This window comes from Dorea sp. OM07-5, assembly GCF_003481355.1.
GTDB lineage: Bacteria > Bacillota > Clostridia > Lachnospirales > Lachnospiraceae > Dorea_D > Dorea_D hominis.
This window is the reverse complement of record NZ_QUKZ01000012.1, coordinates 73366-92034: the sequence shown is the minus strand read 5'-3', so window position 1 is coordinate 92034 and position 18669 is coordinate 73366. Positions and strand designations below refer to the sequence as shown.

The following is an 18669-nucleotide window of genomic DNA, read 5'->3' as shown; positions in this document are numbered from 1 at the left end:
AACAACATTTTGATATGTACGGGTCATACAATGCCAGTATCTTTTCAATCGAATTTACGTTGCCGTCCACAGCCGACGAGATAAGGTAAAATGACGGGCGTGTGTTATTCATCATTCATGTTCTCCTTTAATTTTTTCTTGATTTCTTCAAGTGAGTTCTTCCTACTGCGGAACGACGTTGAACGGTTAATCTTTAATCTGTCGCCGATTTCTGTATCGCTCATGCCTAAGAAGAAATACATCAACAAGATTTCTCTGTCTTTTTCAGACAGATACTTAATCGCTTCTGCTAAATTATCATCAAGGACACGAACCTCAATACCACATACATCAAAGGCGGTATAATCGCTTTCGTATTCGTCCCAGACTGCCAGCTTTTCCACGACGATTTCTGGAAGCTCATAATAGGAAATTTCCTTATTTCTTCGTCGTTTTAATTCTTTGCGATAATTACGGACAATGCCTTTCACTACACGTTTGATCTTGCAGTCAAATTGACATTGTATTGTCTTTTGGAAGTCCGACGGTTTCATATCATCACACCCCCTTTCCGTTATGACGTGAAAAGTGTTTATCCCTCTTTCCGCACCATATCTGTACAGCAAGGTGTGATTTGTTGCATGATTTTGAAAAAAAATGAAAAAATTTTTTCGGGTACAAAAAAAGCCCGCACAAAACATATAGTCTGTACGAGCTATTAAAGCTGTGAGATATTCAGTTGTTAATAAAATGCTGTTAGGTAGTGTATGACCGTATAAGATTATGCTTAAAACTTTCCATGACACAAGCCCCCTTACAGCACTTGATTTCTATTAAACTTTTGTCTTTTTTGTAATCTTGTAAATATATTCTTCTGGAGTAGGGCGTTTATTTCCAAAATATTTTCTGAAATTTGCCTGCACTTCTGGGTCGGTGCTGTTCATAGCTTCATCAATCGTCGCTTCAATATCAGCTCGAACATCAGCTAATGACACACCGCCAGCTTTTGCACCAGCTTTCAATGCTTTTTTAATATCTCGTTTTTTAAGTCCTATCATAGTATTACCTCGTCACAATTTACTGAATGTTTTAGAAATGTTTTTCAAAATGCTTATATAGAATAATCCCTAAAAATGTTTGCAGTAGGAATAAACCAAATATAATGCCTATAATCCATGCTTCAATATGAAGTAACGCAAGTACAAAAGCAACAAACAAGTACACGAAAGTCATTAACTGATATACTAAAGAACCAGCTTTCATTCTTAAAAATATTTTTCTTTCATCAACATTATTGATGTGATTTTCTCTATTTATATTTTGTAATTTTTCTTTATTTTTTGGCATTTCATAATAACAAATTTTCAATAATTGAACACCAGAAGCAAAAGCTAAACCGAACCCCATTGCGTAAAAAAGTGTAGCGTAATAATCAGTATCAATAACGAAATATCCAAAACATATAAAGATTATACCTATAATAATCTCAATGATAAATGATAATTTTTTCTTCATTGTTAATTCCACCTTTCAAAAGACTACATTTTCTGTATTAAAAAAATCGTTTTATGGTTGTTCAAATTATCCTGAATGTAAGTTTACTTTAGCTGAACATTTTAGAAAGAAAAAACTAACCAAAACGAATGTAAAAGAATTACTGGAGGGAAAAGAAACCCTGGTAAAAGGAATCAAAAACAAAGAGAAAAAGCCCTACAATGCCGTTGTAAAAATTGGGGAAAAGGGATATATTGATTTTATATCTTTCTCAAAATAAACATAAAAGCCCTTTAAAGAGGGCTTTTATATATTAATCACAAATCACTTATCACAAATCACTTATCACAAATCACAAGTGATTTGTGATTGTTGATGATAAAATAAGAATAAGAAGAAATAGAAAGAAGTGAGTGATTGTGGGAAATTTAGGCGCACAAAAAGAAAAACGAAATGATACACCAATCAGTGCAAAAAAAGATATAATGGGAGATAAGACGGTTCGTGTTCGTGCTGACTTGCACCATATCATAAAAATCGAAACAGCAAAGAATGGCGGAAACGTAAAAGAAGTTATGGAAATAAGACTTAGAAGCAAACTTAAGAGTGTGTTGATATTGCAGTATCTTAAAATTTTGTGTATAATAGGAATTGAAGTTAAATTAGATGCTAAAAATTTGTAATTAAGAAGGAGGGATTCGTCATGTTGGTATTCCAAATGCGTAATGTAGATAAAACATCTACTGTTTTGAAACAGACTAAAAACAGTGATTACGCAGATAAATAAATACGTTAGATTAATTCCTACCAGTGACTAATCTTATGACTTTTTAAACAGATAACTAAAATTACAAACAAATCGTTTAACTTCTGTATTTATTTACAGATGTAATCACTTCAGGAGTGATTACATGAACAAAAATATAAAATATTCTCAAAACTTTTTAACGAGTGAAAAAGTACTCAACCAAATAATAAAACAATTGAATTTAAAAGAAACCGATACCGTTTACGAAATTGGAACAGGTAAAGGGCATTTAACGACGAAACTGGCTAAAATAAGTAAACAGGTAACGTCTATTGAATTAGACAGTCATCTATTCAACTTATCGTCAGAAAAATTAAAACTGAACATTCGTGTCACTTTAATTCACCAAGATATTCTACAGTTTCAATTCCCTAACAAACAGAGGTATAAAATTGTTGGGAGTATTCCTTACCATTTAAGCACACAAATTATTAAAAAAGTGGTTTTTGAAAGCCATGCGTCTGACATCTATCTGATTGTTGAAGAAGGATTCTACAAGCGTACCTTGGATATTCACCGAACACTAGGGTTGCTCTTGCACACTCAAGTCTCGATTCAGCAATTGCTTAAGCTGCCAGCGGAATGCTTTCATCCTAAACCAAAAGTAAACAGTGTCTTAATAAAACTTACCCGCCATACCACAGATGTTCCAGATAAATATTGGAAGCTATATACGTACTTTGTTTCAAAATGGGTCAATCGAGAATATCGTCAACTGTTTACTAAAAATCAGTTTCATCAAGCAATGAAACACGCCAAAGTAAACAATTTAAGTACCGTTACTTATGAGCAAGTATTGTCTATTTTTAATAGTTATCTATTATTTAACGGGAGGAAATAATTCTATGAGTCGCTTTTTTAAATTTGGAAAGTTACACGTTACTAAAGGGAATGGAGATAAATTATTAGATATACTACTGACAGCTTCCAAGAAGCTAAAGAGGTCCCTAGCGCCTACGGGGAATTTGTATCGATAAGGGGTACAAATTCCCACTAAGCGCTCGGGACCCCTTGTAGGAAAATGTCCTAAGTGTGGCAACAATATTGTATTAAAAAAATCGTTTTATGGTTGTTCAAATTATCCTGAATGTAAGTTTACTTTAGCTGAACATTTTAGAAAGAAAAAACTAACCAAAACGAATGTAAAAGAATTACTGGAGGGAAAAGAAACCCTGGTAAAAGGAATCAAAAACAAAGAGAAAAAGCCCTACAATGCCGTTGTAAAAATTGGGGAAAAGGGATATATTGATTTTATCTCTTTTTCAAAATAAACATAAAAGCCCTTTAAAGAGGGCTTTTATATATTAATCACAAATCACTTATCACAAATCACAAGTGATTAATCACAAATCACTTGTGATTTGTGATTCTTAATGATACAATATTACTATACAAAAAAAGAATGGGGCGTAGTTATGGAGAAGGAAAAACTAAAAATACTTGAAGAATTAAGACGTATTTTTATCTAAATAACGAGCTGTTATAACCCATGTAATTTGTCCGATAGCAATAACTCCTGCTATCGAAAAAAACACAACTTTACTCATATATCCCATAAAGACAAGAGCAAATAATACAAGAACCAATAATGTAAGTGTTACTTTGTAAGCATTCGCAAGAGAAGCATTAGTAATTGCGATATTTCTTTCATCATTTTCTAATATTTGCATTTCTTTTGTTGGCTTACTGAATATATCACAACCCATAAAAATCAATATTATTCCAATAAGCGTTGTACCATAGACAACCAAATCTGGACGAGGTACGGGCAATAGTTGGTGTACGCCTAAACCATAAGTTAGTAAACCACCTAAAAAGATTATTACACCGATAAATAATTCAACTTTTTGTATCTTATGTTTCATTTGCTTTCCTCCTCATAAATAAATATTTCTTCAATACTCATTTGAAAGTACCTTGCAATTTTAAAAGCTAAGATAATAGAGGGATTGTAGCGTCCATTTTCTAAAGAGCCTATTGTTTGACGAGATACTTCAAGAGCAGTTGCTAAATCTTCTTGTTTAATACCTCTTTGTTTTCGTAATTCTTCTAAACGATTTTTCACAACATACCCCTTTCTTGAACAAATGGAAAGTTTGCTTTCCTTTTCTAATCTTATGATACTCCTGCAAGTAAAGAATGTCAAGCAAACTTTCCATATTTTATTATCCTACAATCTTCCAGTTGCTATCCTTATGTAGCACAAGTTCATACTGCGATATTTGTGTAGCCTTTGTCTGATTATCAAGGAATTTCACAGCAACTTTGACTTTCACATTGTCCCCGTCCTTTGTAAAGATAGGGTTTACCAGTTCAGCATAAATGTAGTCCCTGCCGATAGGCTCAAGCACATTTCCCGATACATAGTAGGCAAGCTCTTTTTCTGTGGCTGTCGGGTACAGCTTAAAGAATGTTTCAAGAAATGCAGTAGCGTCATTGACGGTATCAGCGTCTACACTTGCATTTGCTTCTGGTGTCTTAGGCTCATAATCTGATTTCTCGATTGCTGGTGCAAGGGTAGGGTTCTGAACGATTACCATATCCCCGTCAGCGTCTACATGGACTTTTACGGTATAGGTTGCTTTCACATTGCTTGTCTGTTCTCCCTCTTTTATCTGCTGATCCACTTCGTAGGTAGCAGAAAAAGTGTCCGTTCCCGACTGTTCAATACTCCATACAATCACATCTGTAACTGTGGAGCTGGTCGGTATATCGGTTCTAATGGTATCCACATTCAAGTCCTGCAATTCCTTTGTCAGATAACCGCTGATTGCCTGCGTCCTTGCTTCAATCGCTTCTTTGCTGTTACTCCATGTGTAGTAGGGCTTTGCAAAGTTCTTCACAAAATTTTCTATCCCGTTGGTGTCCTGCAAGCGAAGCTCTATGATTTCTTTTTCATGGGTCGTGTGCTGGTCGATAGCCGTAAAATTCTTATACGCCCCAAAGCTCACGCTTGCGATAAGCACCACCCACAATGCAATCACGGATTTTTTATGTGTGCCTACCTTGAAAGTACGCACCTTTTTTTCTTTGGGTTCTTTGATAGTTTCTGTCTGTTTCTTATTCTTTCTAAACATGATGAAATCCTCACTTTCTATTGTTTTACTCGTCCTGCACCGATTAAGTGCTGTTGCCAGTAACTACTACTTAGGTCTGCATATCCTATCGGGTCGCCTGCGTGGTACATCTGTGTCGGCGAAACAAGAATACCGACGTGTGTTACATAACTTCCAGCGTTATAGGTAGAATGGAAAAATACCAAGTCCCCAGCCTTTGCCTGCGAAAGTGGAAGATGTTGGGTTGCGTCATACTGTGCTTGTGCGGTTCTCGGTAAGGAGATACCAGCTTTTCCATAGCACCATTGCGTCAGTCCCGAACAGTCAAAAGAAGTGTTGGGATTGCTACCGCCATACACATATTTCCAGCCTTGATATTTTAACGCTTCATTCATGACCTTTTGTGCCAGCTCTCCCGATACCTGCGGAACAGTTAAATACTGATTGACTAATTCGACGTAAAATTGATTGCCATACTGATACCGCCAACCCCCGTTCTTCGCAACGGCTATCGGGTTGGTGTAGGTTACTTTCTTTCCACCCGACTTCTCACGGGCGAAGCTCTCTGCAAGGTTAAAGGTATGTTTCTTTCCTTTTCCTGCCACATATCCCACATAACCACCGCCATAGTTATAGGACTGTATCGCTACATTCAAATCGTCGATACCTTGATTTTTACAGGAAGAAAGCAGGGACGCAAAATACTTACACCCCTGCTTGATTGAGCTTTCCGTATCTAAAGAGTTGGGCGGTAAACCAAGACTTTCTGAACTCTGCATAACATCTTCTGCCGTACCGCCACTTTCTACTTGAATGATAGCCAGTAGCACGTTGACATACTCGGAGATACCGTTTTCTCTGGCGTATTTTTCCACCATAGGCTGATGTTTCAAGACTTCTGCGGATAAATTCATACCCGTAATGCCAGAAGAAAAGTTGCTGTTCTCGTCGTCGCTGTCCGCACTAATGAGGACACCAAAGAAAAGGACTATGGAAAAGAGGATAGGAAACAGACTGCCAATAAGAGCGATATGTTTCAGTTTCATTTTTTCTTCTGTCCTTTCTTCGTTACAAGGTTACGGTTCTTTTCGGTATGTTCCGTTGTACGCTTTGATTGTTCAAAGGTCTGTTTCTTTGTAGTACGCTCTGCTTTGTAATTCTGGCGTGTTTCCTGCGATACTACTTTTTCTACATTCTGCCTATGTACTGGCTGTGCAGGCTGGGTCGCTTTCTTATCAGAAGCACCAGAAGATAACGGACGCTCTTTCACAACATTTGTCTTGACTGGTTCACTTGCTTTTGAAGTGGTCGCTGTGGCAGGACGTTTCACTTCCTGCATTTTTTCCGCACTCGGCTTTGGAATGGTTGAAGCTGTGGCTGGTCGCTCATGGGGACGGGTAGCTCCCGTTGTCGCTGATCCGTCCGTCTTTCTTTGTCTTGCTTCTTGTGCCTTTTGAAGCTCCATACGTTTGTCAGCGATATTCTGTCTATGCTGTTCCTGCTTTTCCAAGCGTCCCGTCTGTCTGGACTGCTGTTCCTGCACCATGCCACGCTTGAAGTCTGATACGCTGGACTTTGCCTTTTCCTTTGCGGAATACACCGCATAAGCGGTCTGTGTCGGCATATCCTTGATATTCTCTTTGACAGCGTTAGCCTTGTCTTTCACTTTATTTTTCGTATCTAAGACAGCACCTACCTTTGAGCCTGCACGTTGTCCCATGCTGGAAGTGGTATTGCCCCGATTTTCTTTAGAAGCCGTATTTTTTCTTTCGGCTCTCTTGCCAGCAACGGCACTTCCAGCTACCGCACCAGCCACACCACCCGAAATACCGCCAGCACTTACCGCCCTTGCAATACGGTGTTCCATACGCCTAGCCCTATGTCGCATAAACAGATACGGTCTGCGGAAAATTCTTCGTCCCATGCTTTGACTGTCGCCAGCATTAAGTGAGAACATACTCATTAAGTCGCCCAGTTTCATATAGATACCAGCAAAACACACTATCTGCAAGAACGCCACCATGAAAAACGGATAGTCCGTGGAGATGTTATAAAACATACTGGAAATGCTGAACGCCACCGTTACAATGAGCGTAATTCCTGCCCTTGTCATAATGGTATTAAATACCCTCACGATTGCCTGCTTTGCCATGCTTTCATAGCTCGGTATCATGGAAAGTAGAAAGCTGATAGGTAAAAACATTGCAAAGATAATAAAGAGTATCTGGCTGAACAACATCATACCCGTAAGCAAGAATACAAATATCGTGATACCTAAGTTAAAGAATAGCAGGAAGAACACCATACCTAAACGGTTTACGACCTGCGGTATCGTCAGATTGTTGTTGTCATTGTCCTCGATTTCTGTTTTCACGACTTCCTCTCTGGTCTTGCCGTCCTCGTCCTCTGGACTTACTGATACCAGAGCTTCTACACGGTCTGTCCCGATTTCCTCTGCGTTGCTGTTACCAAATTGAAGCAAGAGCCACGGCTGTTCCACTTGAATGGAAAACAAGCTGTCCCGTATCAAGTCCACGCTGTCCTTGCCCTCGCTGTCAGAGTTGGGGAGCATGATTTTTGTTCCCAAGTCCAAAGAAGCGGTACTGATGTCTGATGAAAATTCATTTATCTTCTTGATGTAATCGGGAGCGTAGGCAATAAAGGAAGCGGACAACACGAACACCACCACAAAGTTAATAACAGCGTGAAGTGCCTTGCTGGTTTCGCGTTTGATAAGTCCCGTATAGGCAACATAAAGTCCCACTATTAAGATAATGAGAAGCAGGAAACCGACATAGAAGCCCGTAGAAGAAAAGCCGTTCTCGGTAACGCCTGCAAGGGTCTGTATGCTTTGTCCGATACTGTCTGCCATATCGTTAATAAAATCAAGTTTGTATGCTTCCTGCACCACATAGCCCGTAGCATTGCTTAAATAAAGGCTTATCGTCCAGACAAAATTGGTAATGCAGTAAAGTCCGTACTGCACCGATTTTCCGATACCGTCCAGCCAGTTCCATGGCAACCACGACCAGCTATTATCCACATAAAAATCAAGCTGGTAATTCGACAGCGGATATTTTGAGTAAAGATTTTCTGCGTTTATGGTATCGTCCACAAGCCCCGTCGCATGAGCCACCGTCCCCAGAAGTGAGAGCAGGATAAGGGAGAGTGCCACGACAAACAGAGCCATTTTGAGAAAGTGAAGTATCTTCCTTTTTGTGAACGCACCTTTTATCCTTTCTTTCATCACTCCACCTCATTTCTCTGTACGGGCGGTCTGGTATCAAAGGCGTGTAGCAGTTCTTCAAAGACTGGGTGTATCTGCACCACACCGACACGCCCGTATAAGTCCTGCAATAAGCATTGTCCGTTCTCCAAATCACGCAAGCGTTTCTGGTTGTTCTCGTCGTCCTTGTCGATACCGAAAAATTCTAAGGTCTGCTTTATCTCGTTGATGTCAGTAGAACGAAAGGCAAACTTCAAGCCGATATTGTTTTTCAGACTTTCCTTTGACACGTCGCCAGAAGATTGTGTAACAAAATAGACGCCTGCCTGCATAGCTCGTCCAGCACGCACCAGCTTATTTGATAAAGTTTCGCCTTGTGCCACATTTAAGAACGCCCACGCTTCGTCAAGGTCTACAATCTTAAAAATACTTCTGTCCGAATGGATAAAATCAAGGGCAAAGGTACTAATCACAATCAGCATAGACACCGACAATAATTCAATGGTCGTGTATTCCTCAAATGTTGTATCCTTATCTGGTAATACTAAGTCCGCTACTTGAATGATATTGAGTTGGTTATCCAGACTGATTGCATTTTCCACCGTACCGTCTGAAAACAGCAGGTGTGCAAAGTCGTAGTCCGTGAAGCTGTCGATATGTTCTGCGATATTTCTTGATATGGGTGTATCTTCACGGCGTAGCTCGTCTATCACATGGAGCAAGCCCCGACTGTCGCTCTGGGTAACGGAGCGTACCGCCTTACGAAGTACAGGGAATTTTTCGCCGTCCCTAGAGGAAATACCCGTAAGGAATGTTAAGATGTCGATTGCCAGACTTTCAGCGTCTTTTACATTCTTCATAATCACGAACGGGTCAAGAAGTCCTGCATTGTCCTTGTCGCTGGTAAGGTTTACGATATTGATTTCATGGGCGATTTCTGGGAGCGTTTCTTTCCAGTTGCCCCTCTCAGCTTTGGGGTCTAAAATGACTGCTTGACCGCCAAACAGCACCGCATAATATACCAGAAGATTGTTGCAGAATGACTTTCCACCGCCAAGCGAACCGACAAAAGCAGAAGCAAGAGCGTTTGTTACTGTACCTTTTACACCCTGCGAAGCTAACGACGGTTGCAGGTACACATTTCTTCCCGTATCAACGGAATAGCCCATATAGATACCCGTAGTTTCCCCTAACTGCTGGGTCGCACCAAAACCAAGACCTGCCAAGAAATCTGATTTTACATACTGCACGTAGTCATTGATATATCGCTTGCTGGCAGGAAGAAATTCAGAATGAAGCCCCAGCATATCCCCAGCAGGACGCACCAGCTTTACATTGAGGTCGTCGTAAAAATCTTTGACTTCATCACAACGGCGTTTTAATTCGTCCAAATCATCAGCCGATACACGCACTACATAAGAGAGCTTATACATACTTTCTTTTGTCTGGTCTAAGTCCGTTTCCAGCTCATCCACGCTGTCTAATGCGTCCACCACATTTGAGCTTGTTTCACTTCCTGCTTGATAAGCGTGATTGTCAAGGTCTTTCAATTCCTTTTTCTTGTTGCGGACGGTTGTTAATGCTTTACGGTTCTCCACGATTTCTACATTCATAGAAGTATCAACGGGGAATGTGAATTGCTGTTGCTGGAAATAGAAGATTTCAGACGACGGAAAATCAAGCTCGCCAACAATCGCATTGACGGTAAAGTAGGACACATAGCTTTCCCTGTCCTCATGTTCCAATCGCAAATACCGCTGGCTTTCCTCAATCACACACCTTGTCGGACGGATAAGGTCGTAGTATTTTATCAGCGTTTCTTTCTGTAATTTCTTCTTTGGTAGCTGGTACTCATAATCTTCATAGGCGATCCCGTCCCTGCCGTAAAGATGTTCCATGAGATACCCAAAATCATGGATTTCCAAGCGACGCACCTTAAAGCGACGGGAGATTTTATTTTCCAGCAACTTTTCCATTTTCATATAACGGTTGATTTCATCATTCGGCATGGAAACAAAGTCATTCATCAGCGTGTGGTTCACTTCATGGAGAAATTCCTTGAATGTCAGCCACGCCGATTTTTTGATGTTCTTCAGATTGAGCTGTTCTTCCGTAACCATGAGCTTAAAGCCAAGAAAAAAGCGGTAGTCCACTTGATTGTCCCCAATCATTGATACTAACGCTTCGGTCTGTTCGTCTATCTTCTGGCAGGCAACTTCCTTTAATTTCCCCGTAACCAGCTTCTTTGACTGCTCCTGCATACTTCGTATGGAGCTTTCCGTTGCAATCTGCAACGCATGAATTTTTCCCTCACGGGACTGTGCGATAAGCTGTCGGAAACTGTCATGCACGATAAATTTCTGCTCTGCGGATAGGAAAGAATAGTTGTATGGTATCAGCTCATAATAAGCAAACACCTCATTGTCCTTGTTCCAGACAAGGTTATTGTCAATATATTTTATCGGGAACATAGTTCACACTCCTTACTGCCGTGATTGTTTCATTCAAGGTCTGCTTATGCAGTTTTACGGCTTTTCCTGCATAAGTGATTTTCGGTCGCAGGGCATAGGTTATCTGTGATTTCAAAAAGCTGTACGGCTTCTTTCCGTCAAAGGTTTTCTGCGACATAAACCAAGTGAGAGCAACGGGAATACCAAAGTATTTGAGAAATGCTCCCTCAATCATGGAAAGTGGGGGAATATCCCCAAACAAAATGATGATAAATTCCGTAATCACAAACCATGTAATCTGTGTAAAAGTAACGGGAAAGGGCAAGTTAAAGTCATTGATTGCATACAAGACTTTTTCCACGTTCCAGATACCCGTATAAGATTTAATCTTTTTCAAGTTCTTTCAACTCCTTTCATAAGTTCTAAATGAGAAAAGGACAGCCATGTTTCAGACTGTCCCTTAAAAGAGAAATACGCTGTCAGTAGCAACAATGCTTGTCGCTGATCTTCCAGCGTTAATATGGTATCTCGCACATACCTCGGCTTGTTTCAATAAAGCAACCGCCCATATCCAAATCTCGCCCGTAGGCTTCATAGTCAATGTAGTTCTGTAAGCTGGGTGGAATGTCGCCAAGTGCCTGCAATTCGTCTATGTAGTAGTAGGCAACATCTGTCATGGTTTCACAGTTGGGATAATAGTAAATATCGTCCTTATGTTCCACGACTTCTTCCAGCGTCCCATAGTGGCTGATAAATTCGTCCAGACACTCTGCGATATAGTCTGGAAGTTCCTCTATCATTTCATACATTTCATTGAGTTCTTCAATGGAAACATACTCGCCAATCGCAATGGGGAAGTTGTCAGTATCATGGATAGCGTATTCCTCGTACTGTTCATTCAAGCCGATTTTTTCTTTTACATCTTCCTCGTCAATGGGAAATGTGAACCAAGCACCGACTAAATAGCCCTCATTGTATTTGCCAAGATTAGCAATGTAAACCGCCATATCATCAATCATAAGCACCACCTCATTTCCTACTCTGGCAGTTCAAAGATACCGTGTTCTGTTACTAAAAATTTCCCGTGTTCCTGCAAGTGAGAAGCGTAGGCTTCAAAGTCAAAGTAATATTCTTGACAGTCCTCGGATAAATGCTTAAATGTCGGGTCGTTCATCAGCTTTTGCCTTGCAACATCTATCATGCTTTTGCAGTCGGGATAAACCGTAATCACGTTCCTGCAAATATAAAGTGCTTCTAAATTTTCATACACGGTAAGAAGTGATACATATTCTTCCTGCATATCGCTTGAAAGCTGGCGGTACATAAAATCTAATTCGTTGAGCTGGTACACGCTTGTATGTTCGTGGACTTCATCAGCAAAGGGCAGTACCTTTTCGATAATGCGGTAATCCCCACTTTCTGCACCGACACCTAACTTTTCTTCAAACTCTGCAACATCTATCGGCAGGTCAAACCAGTATGATGTTGTTTCTTCGCCAGTTGTTCCTTTCGTTTCCACCAGCACCCTTGTTTCCTGCATTGTTCCTCACGTCCTTTCTGTTGTTTCATCACATCTTGTAAGGTCTGGTACGACATACCAAACACATATTTAGAAAAATCTTCTAACTGTCTTTCTTCATAATCGGCAGGGTTCAGTCGTTTCATTTCCTGCCACACCTTACGCTTGTAAGAGGGCAGGTCGGAAATATAATCACAGCCGACTTTCGTCTGCATATCCTTAAAAATATCGCTCATTTCATCACTCCAATCTAAAATTTAGGTAAGAAAAAAGCAGTCAATCCTAAGACTAACTGCTTTGTGTGTATGGATATGAAATTGTCAAACTGGGATTTATCAATATAAACTACCATGGAAAAATATAATAAAATACCAAAGTACTTAATACAATTCCGACAATATACATTTTTCTATAGTTTACTTTTTTGAAAAATATTATGGTAAACACAACAGCTCCTATAATATCCATTAACAACTGAAATAGGAATGTTTGATGTTCCAAAAAATAAATAAAAACTGCTATTGTTTCAGCAAATAATGCTCCTACTGGTAAAGAATATAATACTGAACTAAAAATATGTTCCCTATTCCAATAGTACAGAATAAATGCTGCTATTGCACAAGCGATTGACCAAACAGTAAACAATATGAATAGCCCAAAGCGGAATCCGCCGGAAAACATAGGTATAAACATTCCTAATATTGCTTGTAAAGCATAAAAACTTAATGTCATTCCAAACATATACAAGAACGAACTAATTCCTGCACAAATATTTGAGGTGCTTAACATAACGATGATAGTATTGGTAATAATCCAAAAACCAAACAATGTTTGAGGTGATGAAAAACTCCATAGTGTATCTGCGGGAAAATAATCTAACAGTCTACATATACACCCTACTAATATACCAATTACAAATATCGCTGTATAAGACTTATATGTATTTCTTAGTTTTATATTTGACACAATAGTTTTCCTCCTAAGTTCAAATTCATATTTGTCGTTTTCTTCATATCCATATTATATCACTCACATATTAGCACTACAATAAAATTTTATGCACCGATAATCTTGTTGAACAGCTCTAACAGTACATCTTTCACACCGCCGGCATTGAATACCAAGCCGACAGCAATCAAGGCAACTACCAAGAAGCCAATGAGCTTTGAAAACTCACGCTTGAACCCTAAGTAGATACCGATAACCACAATCGCCATAAGCACTAAGCTCTGTGCGTTTGATAAAAACCATTGATATAAATTTTGTCCGAAATTCATTTAATTGTCCTCGCTTTCTTTTAATTGTTCCATTTCATAGTCAGCTTCTTTGCCGACATTCAAAATACACATCAAGACTACGCCGATACCCATTCCCATAGATACCAGCAGGAAGTCTTTTAATAATACCCACATTTTTTATCACTCCTAACTTTCTACTAAATCTTTTGCAGGGGTCGTCTGCTGTTTGATTATCATTTCATGCTTTTCTGTGAGCTTTGCCTGCTGTTCGATTGTTTCCATGTAGTCTGTACCGTTTCCCTTATCAATCTTTTTCAGCATTTTTAAGGTCGGTGCTACCTGCCGTTGTACCCACCGCAATGTGCGGTCTAAGGTGTAAGGCTCTGGTTTTGTCGTCAGCTTCAAGCTCTGTCTGTTATCGCCGATAAACCAAGCCCAGCGGTCATTGAGCTTCCAGTCATTTTTTCGCTTGTCGGGTTCTTCATCAACAAACCGCACATACTGATTGATGATAGAAAAAGCGGTCTGTTCTGCGTCATAATAGGTCAGTAAATCTCGTACCGCATAATAGGCTCGTTCATTGCGAAGCCGTATTTCAAAACGGTTGATAATGTCGGCTTCTTCCAGAGGTGTCCCTAACTTGACGTACTGCTCATAGTCCTTTTCATAGATACAGAAATACACATCTGATTTCAGCGACCCAAGATAAAGGGTACGCCCCATATATTCTCTGTCGTCCTCTCTGTGCTTGATAAGCTCGCCCGACTGGTAAAACTTATAGCTTCTGGACTTTCCGATATATTCCCGTTTCCTGCATTTTTCCGCAAGCTCTGGAATATCCAAAATGCCCGTATGGTCGTTGATAGCAAGGTCGATACGCTTCATCACGCCACCGTCTATAAGTGCGTCCATAAGAAAGTCATACCAGCTTCTTTGCTGTGCCAGCAGGTAACTTTCAAACTGCCTGCAACCACGCCCCTTTAACTCTAAAAGGACACCTTTTTCTTCGTCAGCCGACGTATAGATAAAGATGTCCCCTAAAGAGTAATGCTCCGTATAACTGTAACGCCCGTAATTTTCATGGAGCATATAGTTGATATTCAGTTTTAATATATCTTTGATGATGTGCTGTATATCCAGCGTGGGAAAACGAATTTTCACATAATCAAACAGCATGGTAAGCGGTGCTTCTGGATTGAACTTTGCCAGTTCTTTATGCAGAGTATTCAGAAGTTCCTTTGACGGCTTCATTTTTCCGCTTTCTATCTTGTTGAGATATTCTCTTGTGATACCAGACGCCACCGCCAGCCTGCCTTGTGAGATACCGTAAGCAATCCGTTTTTCCCGTAATTCTTTTATCCATTGTTCTTCATTCAGAACCATACCCCCAATCTGTAAAGTGTGAAGTTTTTTAAGGCGACTTCACAGCCGATTTTTGCTAGGAAACCATGCGATAAGCCTTATGTTTCCTGTGTTTTTCGTCTATTGTCTATTTGCAAACGTACCCCTCTGTTAGATACCGAGGGGTTTTACCTGCTGGCGTGGCTTACGCCACACCAGCAACGGCTAGTCCGTGCCGTCGCCTTTCGCTTCGCACGTCGCCGTCCCGTCCTGCCTTGCTTGTGCAAGAGAGCCGATAGTCTGCAAAAAATCATGTCCTTTCGGGACTAAAGGCGTGTAAAATTCACTGATAACACTTGTTCCCACATCACAATAGCCACGCCCCTTGATACGCTTCTGGAAAAATTGCTTTTTCACATCTGAACCGAACAGCATACCGTAACCTAATTCGCTGATACGCCCAAGTCCCACACGGAAATTGAAGTTATCTCTGATACCGTCCGAGAAATACTTTGCGTCTGGACGCTGGCAGGCAACGATAAGGAAATAACCTGCTTGTCGTCCTAACATAACGATTTTCTTTAACTGGCTAAGTAAGCCCACGCTTTCTTTCGTCCCCAGCATTTCAAAAAATGCCACATATTCATCAAAGATAAGAAAGCAGGGAGGCAGTCCAAGATAGGCGTAGTTTTCGCCCGTCTTATAGTTCGGGTGTCGTTTCATTTCCTCGCTTCGTCGTACCATGCCCTCATAAAAGGCATTGACGCAATCTATCATTTCTTCTTTAGTATGGTAGACGTTTGGCATGACTGTTCCCAAGTCCGCAAGGTCGCTGTTCTTTGGGTCTAAAATGTAAAGGACAGCGTTTGTATGCAGTAAGGCTTCAATGAGCGTCAGCAGAAAATAGGTTTTACCGCCACCAGTCCCACCAGCGATAAGAGCGTGAGGGAGTGCGTCATATTCCCAGACAAGATTTTTCATCAGTCTAAGACAGCCATTTTCTGCCCGTACTTCATCAATGGTAATGCGGTTCGCTATCATATCATAAAGCAGGGTATATTCAATATAGCCGTCATGCAGGGTCTTGTCAGTCAGCTCGCAATACAAGCCACTTTCCAGCTTATCCTCTAACCGTAAAAGCTGGTCTTGATATTTTCCCAGCGTGATTTCACAGCGGATATGAAGCAAGCCTTTTTCCATTTGATAATAAATCTTTGGAAACCAGACGATTTTTTCCCTTGATCTGCTTTGCAGGTCAGTAAAAAAACCGCTGTCTTGTACGGTATCGGCTTCATACCACTTGTTTTCCAGTACCATTCTTGCCAGCTTTTGACGGTGCAGGAGCTTCTTGAAACTGTCGTAACAGAAGCGGTAATACCCAAAAGCGACCAATGCACAAACACCAGTCGCTATCAGTATAGTTATGAAGTTGTAAGGGCAAAGCGTCAAGCCGTTCTCTAACAAGCTGAAATGCTCCCAATCGGTACGCATGAGCTGTTTACTATTCAGTAGCAGGAGAACCGCCACGAATACAAACAGAAGCGTTCCTATGGAAAAGTGGTAAACAAGGTGCTTGTCGCTGGCTCTGATACGGTGTCCTTTATTCCAAATCTTACGCATAAAACAATCTCTCCTTTCTGTGTACGAAAAAAGCAGTCAATCCTAAGACTAACTGCTTTAAACTGTCTTTATTCAAAAATAAATATATCTTCTATCGGAGCTTTTACAGCTCTTGAAATATCTATTGCCAATTTAAGTGACGGATTATATTGTGCTTTTTCTAATCTCATAATAGTTTCACGACGAACACCTACAATGTCAGCGAGTTGTTCTTGTGTTAATTCTTGTGCTACACGATATTTTTTTAAATTACATACAAACTTTGCTTCCATAATTTATTCCCTTTTTTCATAACGATATAATAAATAGTTGCTAAGAAAAAGAACAAGAGCATAGATAAGTGAAACAGAAATCAGCATAAACATTGCACACCACTCAACATTACGGGAAAACATACCTATTGCCATAAGCCAGATAACTACAAATAATAGTTTAAAACCTATCTTGTAAGCTTCTAATTGTGCCTTACGTTTATTTTCTTGAAAAAGCTCATCTTCTAAGATATGAGAAAGTTTACCTTCAAAGAAAAAACTGAAAAAACCAAAAAATATGAAAAAAGCAAAAGGAAATATTTCTCCAAATTTATAGTATGTCCAAAATCCGCCAAACCCCAGAAAACCAAACATTCCACAAAATCCCCAGTAAGGAGAAATTGTTCTTGAATATCGTTTTTCCCTGCTGTTTTTTGAAAAGACATTTTTAAAGCAGATAATTACTATATAGATAGCATATAGTGCTATTAAAGCTCCAATTACTAACATAGGAATATCCTTGTAAGAAAATACATATTCCGACATATCCATATTTTTGACCCAGCGTCCATTATTGTATAATAGGGAGTAGATTGTACCAACAATAAGCAATAAAGCACACCCTACCCCCATAAAAATAATTTTTTTAATTTGTTTCTTTGACATATTTATCTCTCCTTTCAAATGAGATGTTTTTGTATCTTTATGAGATAAATATATCACTCCGCATTGTTTGTGTCAATCAAAATTGGTCAATCAAAATTAAGACAAATACATCACTTTTATTTCTTCGGCTGTCCCTGCGTTGTAGGGTTCTGTGGACTGCCTGCGTTCTGGTTGCCTTTATTCTTCAATACAATATCCTCTGCCTTTACATACCAGTCCACATCTGCACCCGTATAAGTCTTTCTTGATACCGTATCGGCTACGGGATTGACAAGCTCCACAACTGCATTGTACGGAAATTCCCTTAACGGTACTTCTGGCGGTACGGACACGGGGATAATTCCTCCATGCAGACTGCACTTCAAATCATAGATACGCTTTTTAAGCTGGGTACTCGGTGTCCCGTCCTCATTTTGTAAGAACACATCACGCACCGCTGTAAATTTTAATTCTCCAAATGTTTTCTCTTTGTCAATAACAAACCCGTTTGATAATCTCATAAATTCTTCACTCCTTTACTTCTCTTCAACTGCTACAATATCATCAGCAACTAACACATAATCGGTATGTCCCATATCCCCGATTGCGTAACCTCTGCCGTATAACTTCGGATTGACAAGTTTTACTTTCTGTTCATACTTGAACTTCTTTTCGCCAGCCTGCACGGGAATTTCCACCACAACATTTTCGCCTTTTTGTACGTCAGAATAAAGGTTATAGCTTCGTCTGGCTAAGACCCTGCGGTTATTTTTATCTCTTTCAAAGACTGGCTCACTTTCGCCTGCAAATTCAAGAGTTCCAAAAGACTGTGCCATATCTGGCACGACATATTTCATTTCCATATTGTTTTACCTCGTTTCTTTCTATTTTTGATAAATTGATTGTGATTTCTTATTCTGGCGGTTTGGGAAGTACCAGCAATCCCACCGATAGTAAAGGGTAAAATCAATGCTTACGCACCCTTGACTATCCGTGTTCTTGCAGGTAAGTAGCAGACAAGCCAGAATAAGCGGAAGTCTGC

Annotated in this window: 27 protein-coding genes and 1 pseudogene; 5 read left to right on the top strand and 23 right to left on the bottom strand. The window is 39.9% G+C overall.

Features of this window, described 5'->3' with window-relative positions:
- The 4 genes from DXC04_RS11710 to DXC04_RS11695 all read right to left on the bottom strand — a co-directional run.
- Window positions 1-112: helix-turn-helix domain-containing protein (locus DXC04_RS11710; RefSeq protein ID WP_243112148.1), on the bottom strand; the 112-nt coding region annotated here is incomplete at its 3' end.
- Window positions 105-533: an RNA polymerase sigma factor gene (locus DXC04_RS11705; RefSeq protein ID WP_118661085.1), complete on the bottom strand. Its 429-nt coding sequence runs from the start codon at window positions 531-533 to the stop codon at window positions 105-107. The genes DXC04_RS11705 and DXC04_RS11710, both read right to left, overlap by 8 nt.
- Window positions 534-812: 279 nt before the next feature.
- Entirely contained in the window at window positions 813-1037 is a 225-nt protein-coding gene (locus DXC04_RS11700; protein WP_004612108.1) for a hypothetical protein, read from the bottom strand.
- A 31-nt stretch (window positions 1038-1068) separates the two neighbouring features.
- Entirely contained in the window at window positions 1069-1494 is a 426-nt protein-coding gene (locus tag DXC04_RS11695; protein ID WP_008787628.1) for a hypothetical protein, read from the bottom strand.
- Here DXC04_RS11695 and DXC04_RS11690 point away from each other — a divergent pair.
- The 5 genes and pseudogenes from DXC04_RS11690 to DXC04_RS11665 all read left to right on the top strand — a co-directional run bounded on the left by DXC04_RS11690 (window position 1469) and on the right by DXC04_RS11665 (window position 3552).
- On the top strand, window positions 1469-1753 hold the full coding sequence (locus DXC04_RS11690; protein WP_008787627.1) for a topoisomerase C-terminal repeat-containing protein: 285 nt from the start codon (window positions 1469-1471) through the stop codon (window positions 1751-1753). The two genes, DXC04_RS11695 and DXC04_RS11690, sit on opposite strands and share 26 nt — an antisense overlap.
- Window positions 1754-1958: 205 nt before the next feature.
- A pseudogene (locus tag DXC04_RS11685) lies at window positions 1959-2128 on the top strand (MLS leader peptide).
- Window positions 2129-2176: 48 nt separating this feature from the next.
- Window positions 2177-2260: a 23S rRNA methyltransferase attenuation leader peptide gene (locus DXC04_RS11680; protein WP_001814874.1), complete on the top strand. Its 84-nt coding sequence runs from the start codon at window positions 2177-2179 to the stop codon at window positions 2258-2260.
- A gap of 124 nt (window positions 2261-2384) precedes the next feature.
- Window positions 2385-3122: a 23S rRNA (adenine(2058)-N(6))-methyltransferase Erm(B) gene (gene erm(B) / locus DXC04_RS11675; RefSeq protein WP_001038792.1), complete on the top strand. Its 738-nt coding sequence runs from the start codon at window positions 2385-2387 to the stop codon at window positions 3120-3122.
- A gap of 145 nt (window positions 3123-3267) precedes the next feature.
- A complete protein-coding gene (locus tag DXC04_RS11665; protein ID WP_002326770.1) occupies window positions 3268-3552 on the top strand; it encodes a topoisomerase C-terminal repeat-containing protein in 285 nt (94 codons plus the stop codon).
- Between the two features lie 177 nt (window positions 3553-3729).
- On the opposite strand, the gene DXC04_RS11660 is transcribed toward DXC04_RS11665, so the two are convergent.
- From DXC04_RS11660 to DXC04_RS11570, 19 genes are all read right to left on the bottom strand, one after another.
- Complete coding sequence (locus tag DXC04_RS11660) at window positions 3730-4146, bottom strand: hypothetical protein (RefSeq protein WP_008787625.1); 417 nt, start codon at window positions 4144-4146, stop codon at window positions 3730-3732.
- Window positions 4143-4346, bottom strand: coding sequence for a helix-turn-helix transcriptional regulator (locus DXC04_RS11655; RefSeq protein ID WP_008787624.1), 204 nt, complete (start codon window positions 4344-4346; stop codon window positions 4143-4145). The genes DXC04_RS11660 and DXC04_RS11655 overlap by 4 nt, the downstream gene beginning before the upstream one ends.
- Window positions 4347-4446: 100 nt before the next feature.
- Window positions 4447-5358 (bottom strand): conjugal transfer protein, encoded by a 912-nt coding sequence (locus DXC04_RS11650; protein ID WP_008787623.1) that lies wholly within the window; start codon window positions 5356-5358, stop codon window positions 4447-4449.
- A 17-nt stretch (window positions 5359-5375) separates the two neighbouring features.
- Window positions 5376-6383, bottom strand: a complete 1008-nt coding sequence (locus DXC04_RS11645; protein ID WP_008787622.1) for a bifunctional lytic transglycosylase/C40 family peptidase — start codon at window positions 6381-6383, stop codon at window positions 5376-5378.
- Window positions 6380-8584, bottom strand: a complete 2205-nt coding sequence (locus tag DXC04_RS11640) for a CD3337/EF1877 family mobilome membrane protein (protein WP_118661084.1) — start codon at window positions 8582-8584, stop codon at window positions 6380-6382. The genes DXC04_RS11645 and DXC04_RS11640 overlap by 4 nt, the downstream gene beginning before the upstream one ends.
- Entirely contained in the window at window positions 8584-11034 is a 2451-nt protein-coding gene (locus tag DXC04_RS11635; RefSeq protein WP_008787620.1) for an ATP-binding protein, read from the bottom strand. The genes DXC04_RS11640 and DXC04_RS11635 overlap by 1 nt, the downstream gene beginning before the upstream one ends.
- Complete coding sequence (locus DXC04_RS11630) at window positions 11012-11410, bottom strand: conjugal transfer protein (protein ID WP_004843362.1); 399 nt, start codon at window positions 11408-11410, stop codon at window positions 11012-11014. The genes DXC04_RS11635 and DXC04_RS11630 overlap by 23 nt, the downstream gene beginning before the upstream one ends.
- A gap of 118 nt (window positions 11411-11528) precedes the next feature.
- Window positions 11529-12032 carry an antirestriction protein ArdA gene (locus DXC04_RS11625; RefSeq protein WP_118661083.1) on the bottom strand — a complete coding sequence of 168 codons (504 nt, stop codon included), beginning with the start codon at window positions 12030-12032 and terminating at the stop codon, window positions 11529-11531.
- A 17-nt stretch (window positions 12033-12049) separates the two neighbouring features.
- Window positions 12050-12553 (bottom strand): antirestriction protein ArdA, encoded by a 504-nt coding sequence (locus DXC04_RS11620; RefSeq protein ID WP_008787619.1) that lies wholly within the window; start codon window positions 12551-12553, stop codon window positions 12050-12052.
- Window positions 12472-12768 (bottom strand): hypothetical protein, encoded by a 297-nt coding sequence (locus DXC04_RS11615; protein ID WP_008787618.1) that lies wholly within the window; start codon window positions 12766-12768, stop codon window positions 12472-12474. Before DXC04_RS11615 ends, DXC04_RS11620 begins: the two co-directional genes overlap by 82 nt.
- Window positions 12769-12877: 109 nt before the next feature.
- On the bottom strand, window positions 12878-13498 hold the full coding sequence (locus DXC04_RS11610) for a hypothetical protein (protein ID WP_008787617.1): 621 nt from the start codon (window positions 13496-13498) through the stop codon (window positions 12878-12880).
- An 89-nt stretch (window positions 13499-13587) separates the two neighbouring features.
- Window positions 13588-13809: a hypothetical protein gene (locus DXC04_RS11605; RefSeq protein WP_002323342.1), complete on the bottom strand. Its 222-nt coding sequence runs from the start codon at window positions 13807-13809 to the stop codon at window positions 13588-13590.
- Window positions 13810-13944, bottom strand: coding sequence for a DUF3789 domain-containing protein (locus DXC04_RS11600; protein ID WP_017143882.1), 135 nt, complete (start codon window positions 13942-13944; stop codon window positions 13810-13812).
- 12 nt (window positions 13945-13956) lie between these two features.
- Window positions 13957-15153 (bottom strand): MobT family relaxase, encoded by a 1197-nt coding sequence (mobT, locus tag DXC04_RS11595; protein WP_008787615.1) that lies wholly within the window; start codon window positions 15151-15153, stop codon window positions 13957-13959.
- Between the two features lie 183 nt (window positions 15154-15336).
- Window positions 15337-16731, bottom strand: coding sequence for an FtsK/SpoIIIE domain-containing protein (locus tag DXC04_RS11590; RefSeq protein ID WP_118661082.1), 1395 nt, complete (start codon window positions 16729-16731; stop codon window positions 15337-15339).
- A gap of 68 nt (window positions 16732-16799) precedes the next feature.
- Window positions 16800-17003, bottom strand: a complete 204-nt coding sequence (locus tag DXC04_RS11585) for a helix-turn-helix transcriptional regulator (protein ID WP_008787613.1) — start codon at window positions 17001-17003, stop codon at window positions 16800-16802.
- A gap of 3 nt (window positions 17004-17006) precedes the next feature.
- Complete coding sequence (locus DXC04_RS11580; protein ID WP_017143883.1) at window positions 17007-17648, bottom strand: DUF3796 domain-containing protein; 642 nt, start codon at window positions 17646-17648, stop codon at window positions 17007-17009.
- Window positions 17649-17764: 116 nt separating this feature from the next.
- Window positions 17765-18148, bottom strand: coding sequence for a YdcP family protein (locus tag DXC04_RS11575; RefSeq protein WP_008787611.1), 384 nt, complete (start codon window positions 18146-18148; stop codon window positions 17765-17767).
- A gap of 15 nt (window positions 18149-18163) precedes the next feature.
- Window positions 18164-18490 carry a YdcP family protein gene (locus tag DXC04_RS11570; RefSeq protein WP_005339720.1) on the bottom strand — a complete coding sequence of 109 codons (327 nt, stop codon included), beginning with the start codon at window positions 18488-18490 and terminating at the stop codon, window positions 18164-18166.
- Window positions 18491-18669: the final 179 nt, after the last annotated feature.

What these genes read in the sequence shown, in the direction of transcription:
- DXC04_RS11705 (WP_118661085.1), bottom strand. Translation starts at nt 533, where the DNA reads ATGAAACCGTCGGACTTCCAAAAGACAATACAATGTCAATTTGACTGC.
- DXC04_RS11700 (WP_004612108.1), bottom strand. Translation starts at nt 1,037, where the DNA reads ATGATAGGACTTAAAAAACGAGATATTAAAAAAGCATTGAAAGCTGGT.
- DXC04_RS11690 (WP_008787627.1), top strand. Translation starts at nt 1,469, where the DNA reads ATGATAAATGATAATTTTTTCTTCATTGTTAATTCCACCTTTCAAAAG.
- DXC04_RS11695 (WP_008787628.1), bottom strand. Translation starts at nt 1,494, where the DNA reads ATGAAGAAAAAATTATCATTTATCATTGAGATTATTATAGGTATAATC.
- DXC04_RS11680 (WP_001814874.1), top strand. Translation starts at nt 2,177, where the DNA reads ATGTTGGTATTCCAAATGCGTAATGTAGATAAAACATCTACTGTTTTG.
- DXC04_RS11660 (WP_008787625.1), bottom strand. Translation starts at nt 4,146, where the DNA reads ATGAAACATAAGATACAAAAAGTTGAATTATTTATCGGTGTAATAATC.
- DXC04_RS11650 (WP_008787623.1), bottom strand. Translation starts at nt 5,358, where the DNA reads ATGTTTAGAAAGAATAAGAAACAGACAGAAACTATCAAAGAACCCAAA.
- DXC04_RS11645 (WP_008787622.1), bottom strand. Translation starts at nt 6,383, where the DNA reads ATGAAACTGAAACATATCGCTCTTATTGGCAGTCTGTTTCCTATCCTC.
- DXC04_RS11640 (WP_118661084.1), bottom strand. Translation starts at nt 8,584, where the DNA reads ATGAAAGAAAGGATAAAAGGTGCGTTCACAAAAAGGAAGATACTTCAC.
- DXC04_RS11635 (WP_008787620.1), bottom strand. Translation starts at nt 11,034, where the DNA reads ATGTTCCCGATAAAATATATTGACAATAACCTTGTCTGGAACAAGGAC.
- DXC04_RS11625 (WP_118661083.1), bottom strand. Translation starts at nt 12,032, where the DNA reads ATGATTGATGATATGGCGGTTTACATTGCTAATCTTGGCAAATACAAT.
- DXC04_RS11620 (WP_008787619.1), bottom strand. Translation starts at nt 12,553, where the DNA reads ATGCAGGAAACAAGGGTGCTGGTGGAAACGAAAGGAACAACTGGCGAA.
- DXC04_RS11615 (WP_008787618.1), bottom strand. Translation starts at nt 12,768, where the DNA reads ATGAGCGATATTTTTAAGGATATGCAGACGAAAGTCGGCTGTGATTAT.
- DXC04_RS11605 (WP_002323342.1), bottom strand. Translation starts at nt 13,809, where the DNA reads ATGAATTTCGGACAAAATTTATATCAATGGTTTTTATCAAACGCACAG.
- DXC04_RS11600 (WP_017143882.1), bottom strand. Translation starts at nt 13,944, where the DNA reads ATGTGGGTATTATTAAAAGACTTCCTGCTGGTATCTATGGGAATGGGT.
- mobT (WP_008787615.1), bottom strand. Translation starts at nt 15,153, where the DNA reads ATGGTTCTGAATGAAGAACAATGGATAAAAGAATTACGGGAAAAACGG.
- DXC04_RS11590 (WP_118661082.1), bottom strand. Translation starts at nt 16,731, where the DNA reads ATGCGTAAGATTTGGAATAAAGGACACCGTATCAGAGCCAGCGACAAG.
- DXC04_RS11585 (WP_008787613.1), bottom strand. Translation starts at nt 17,003, where the DNA reads ATGGAAGCAAAGTTTGTATGTAATTTAAAAAAATATCGTGTAGCACAA.
- DXC04_RS11580 (WP_017143883.1), bottom strand. Translation starts at nt 17,648, where the DNA reads ATGTCAAAGAAACAAATTAAAAAAATTATTTTTATGGGGGTAGGGTGT.
- DXC04_RS11575 (WP_008787611.1), bottom strand. Translation starts at nt 18,148, where the DNA reads ATGAGATTATCAAACGGGTTTGTTATTGACAAAGAGAAAACATTTGGA.
- DXC04_RS11570 (WP_005339720.1), bottom strand. Translation starts at nt 18,490, where the DNA reads ATGGAAATGAAATATGTCGTGCCAGATATGGCACAGTCTTTTGGAACT.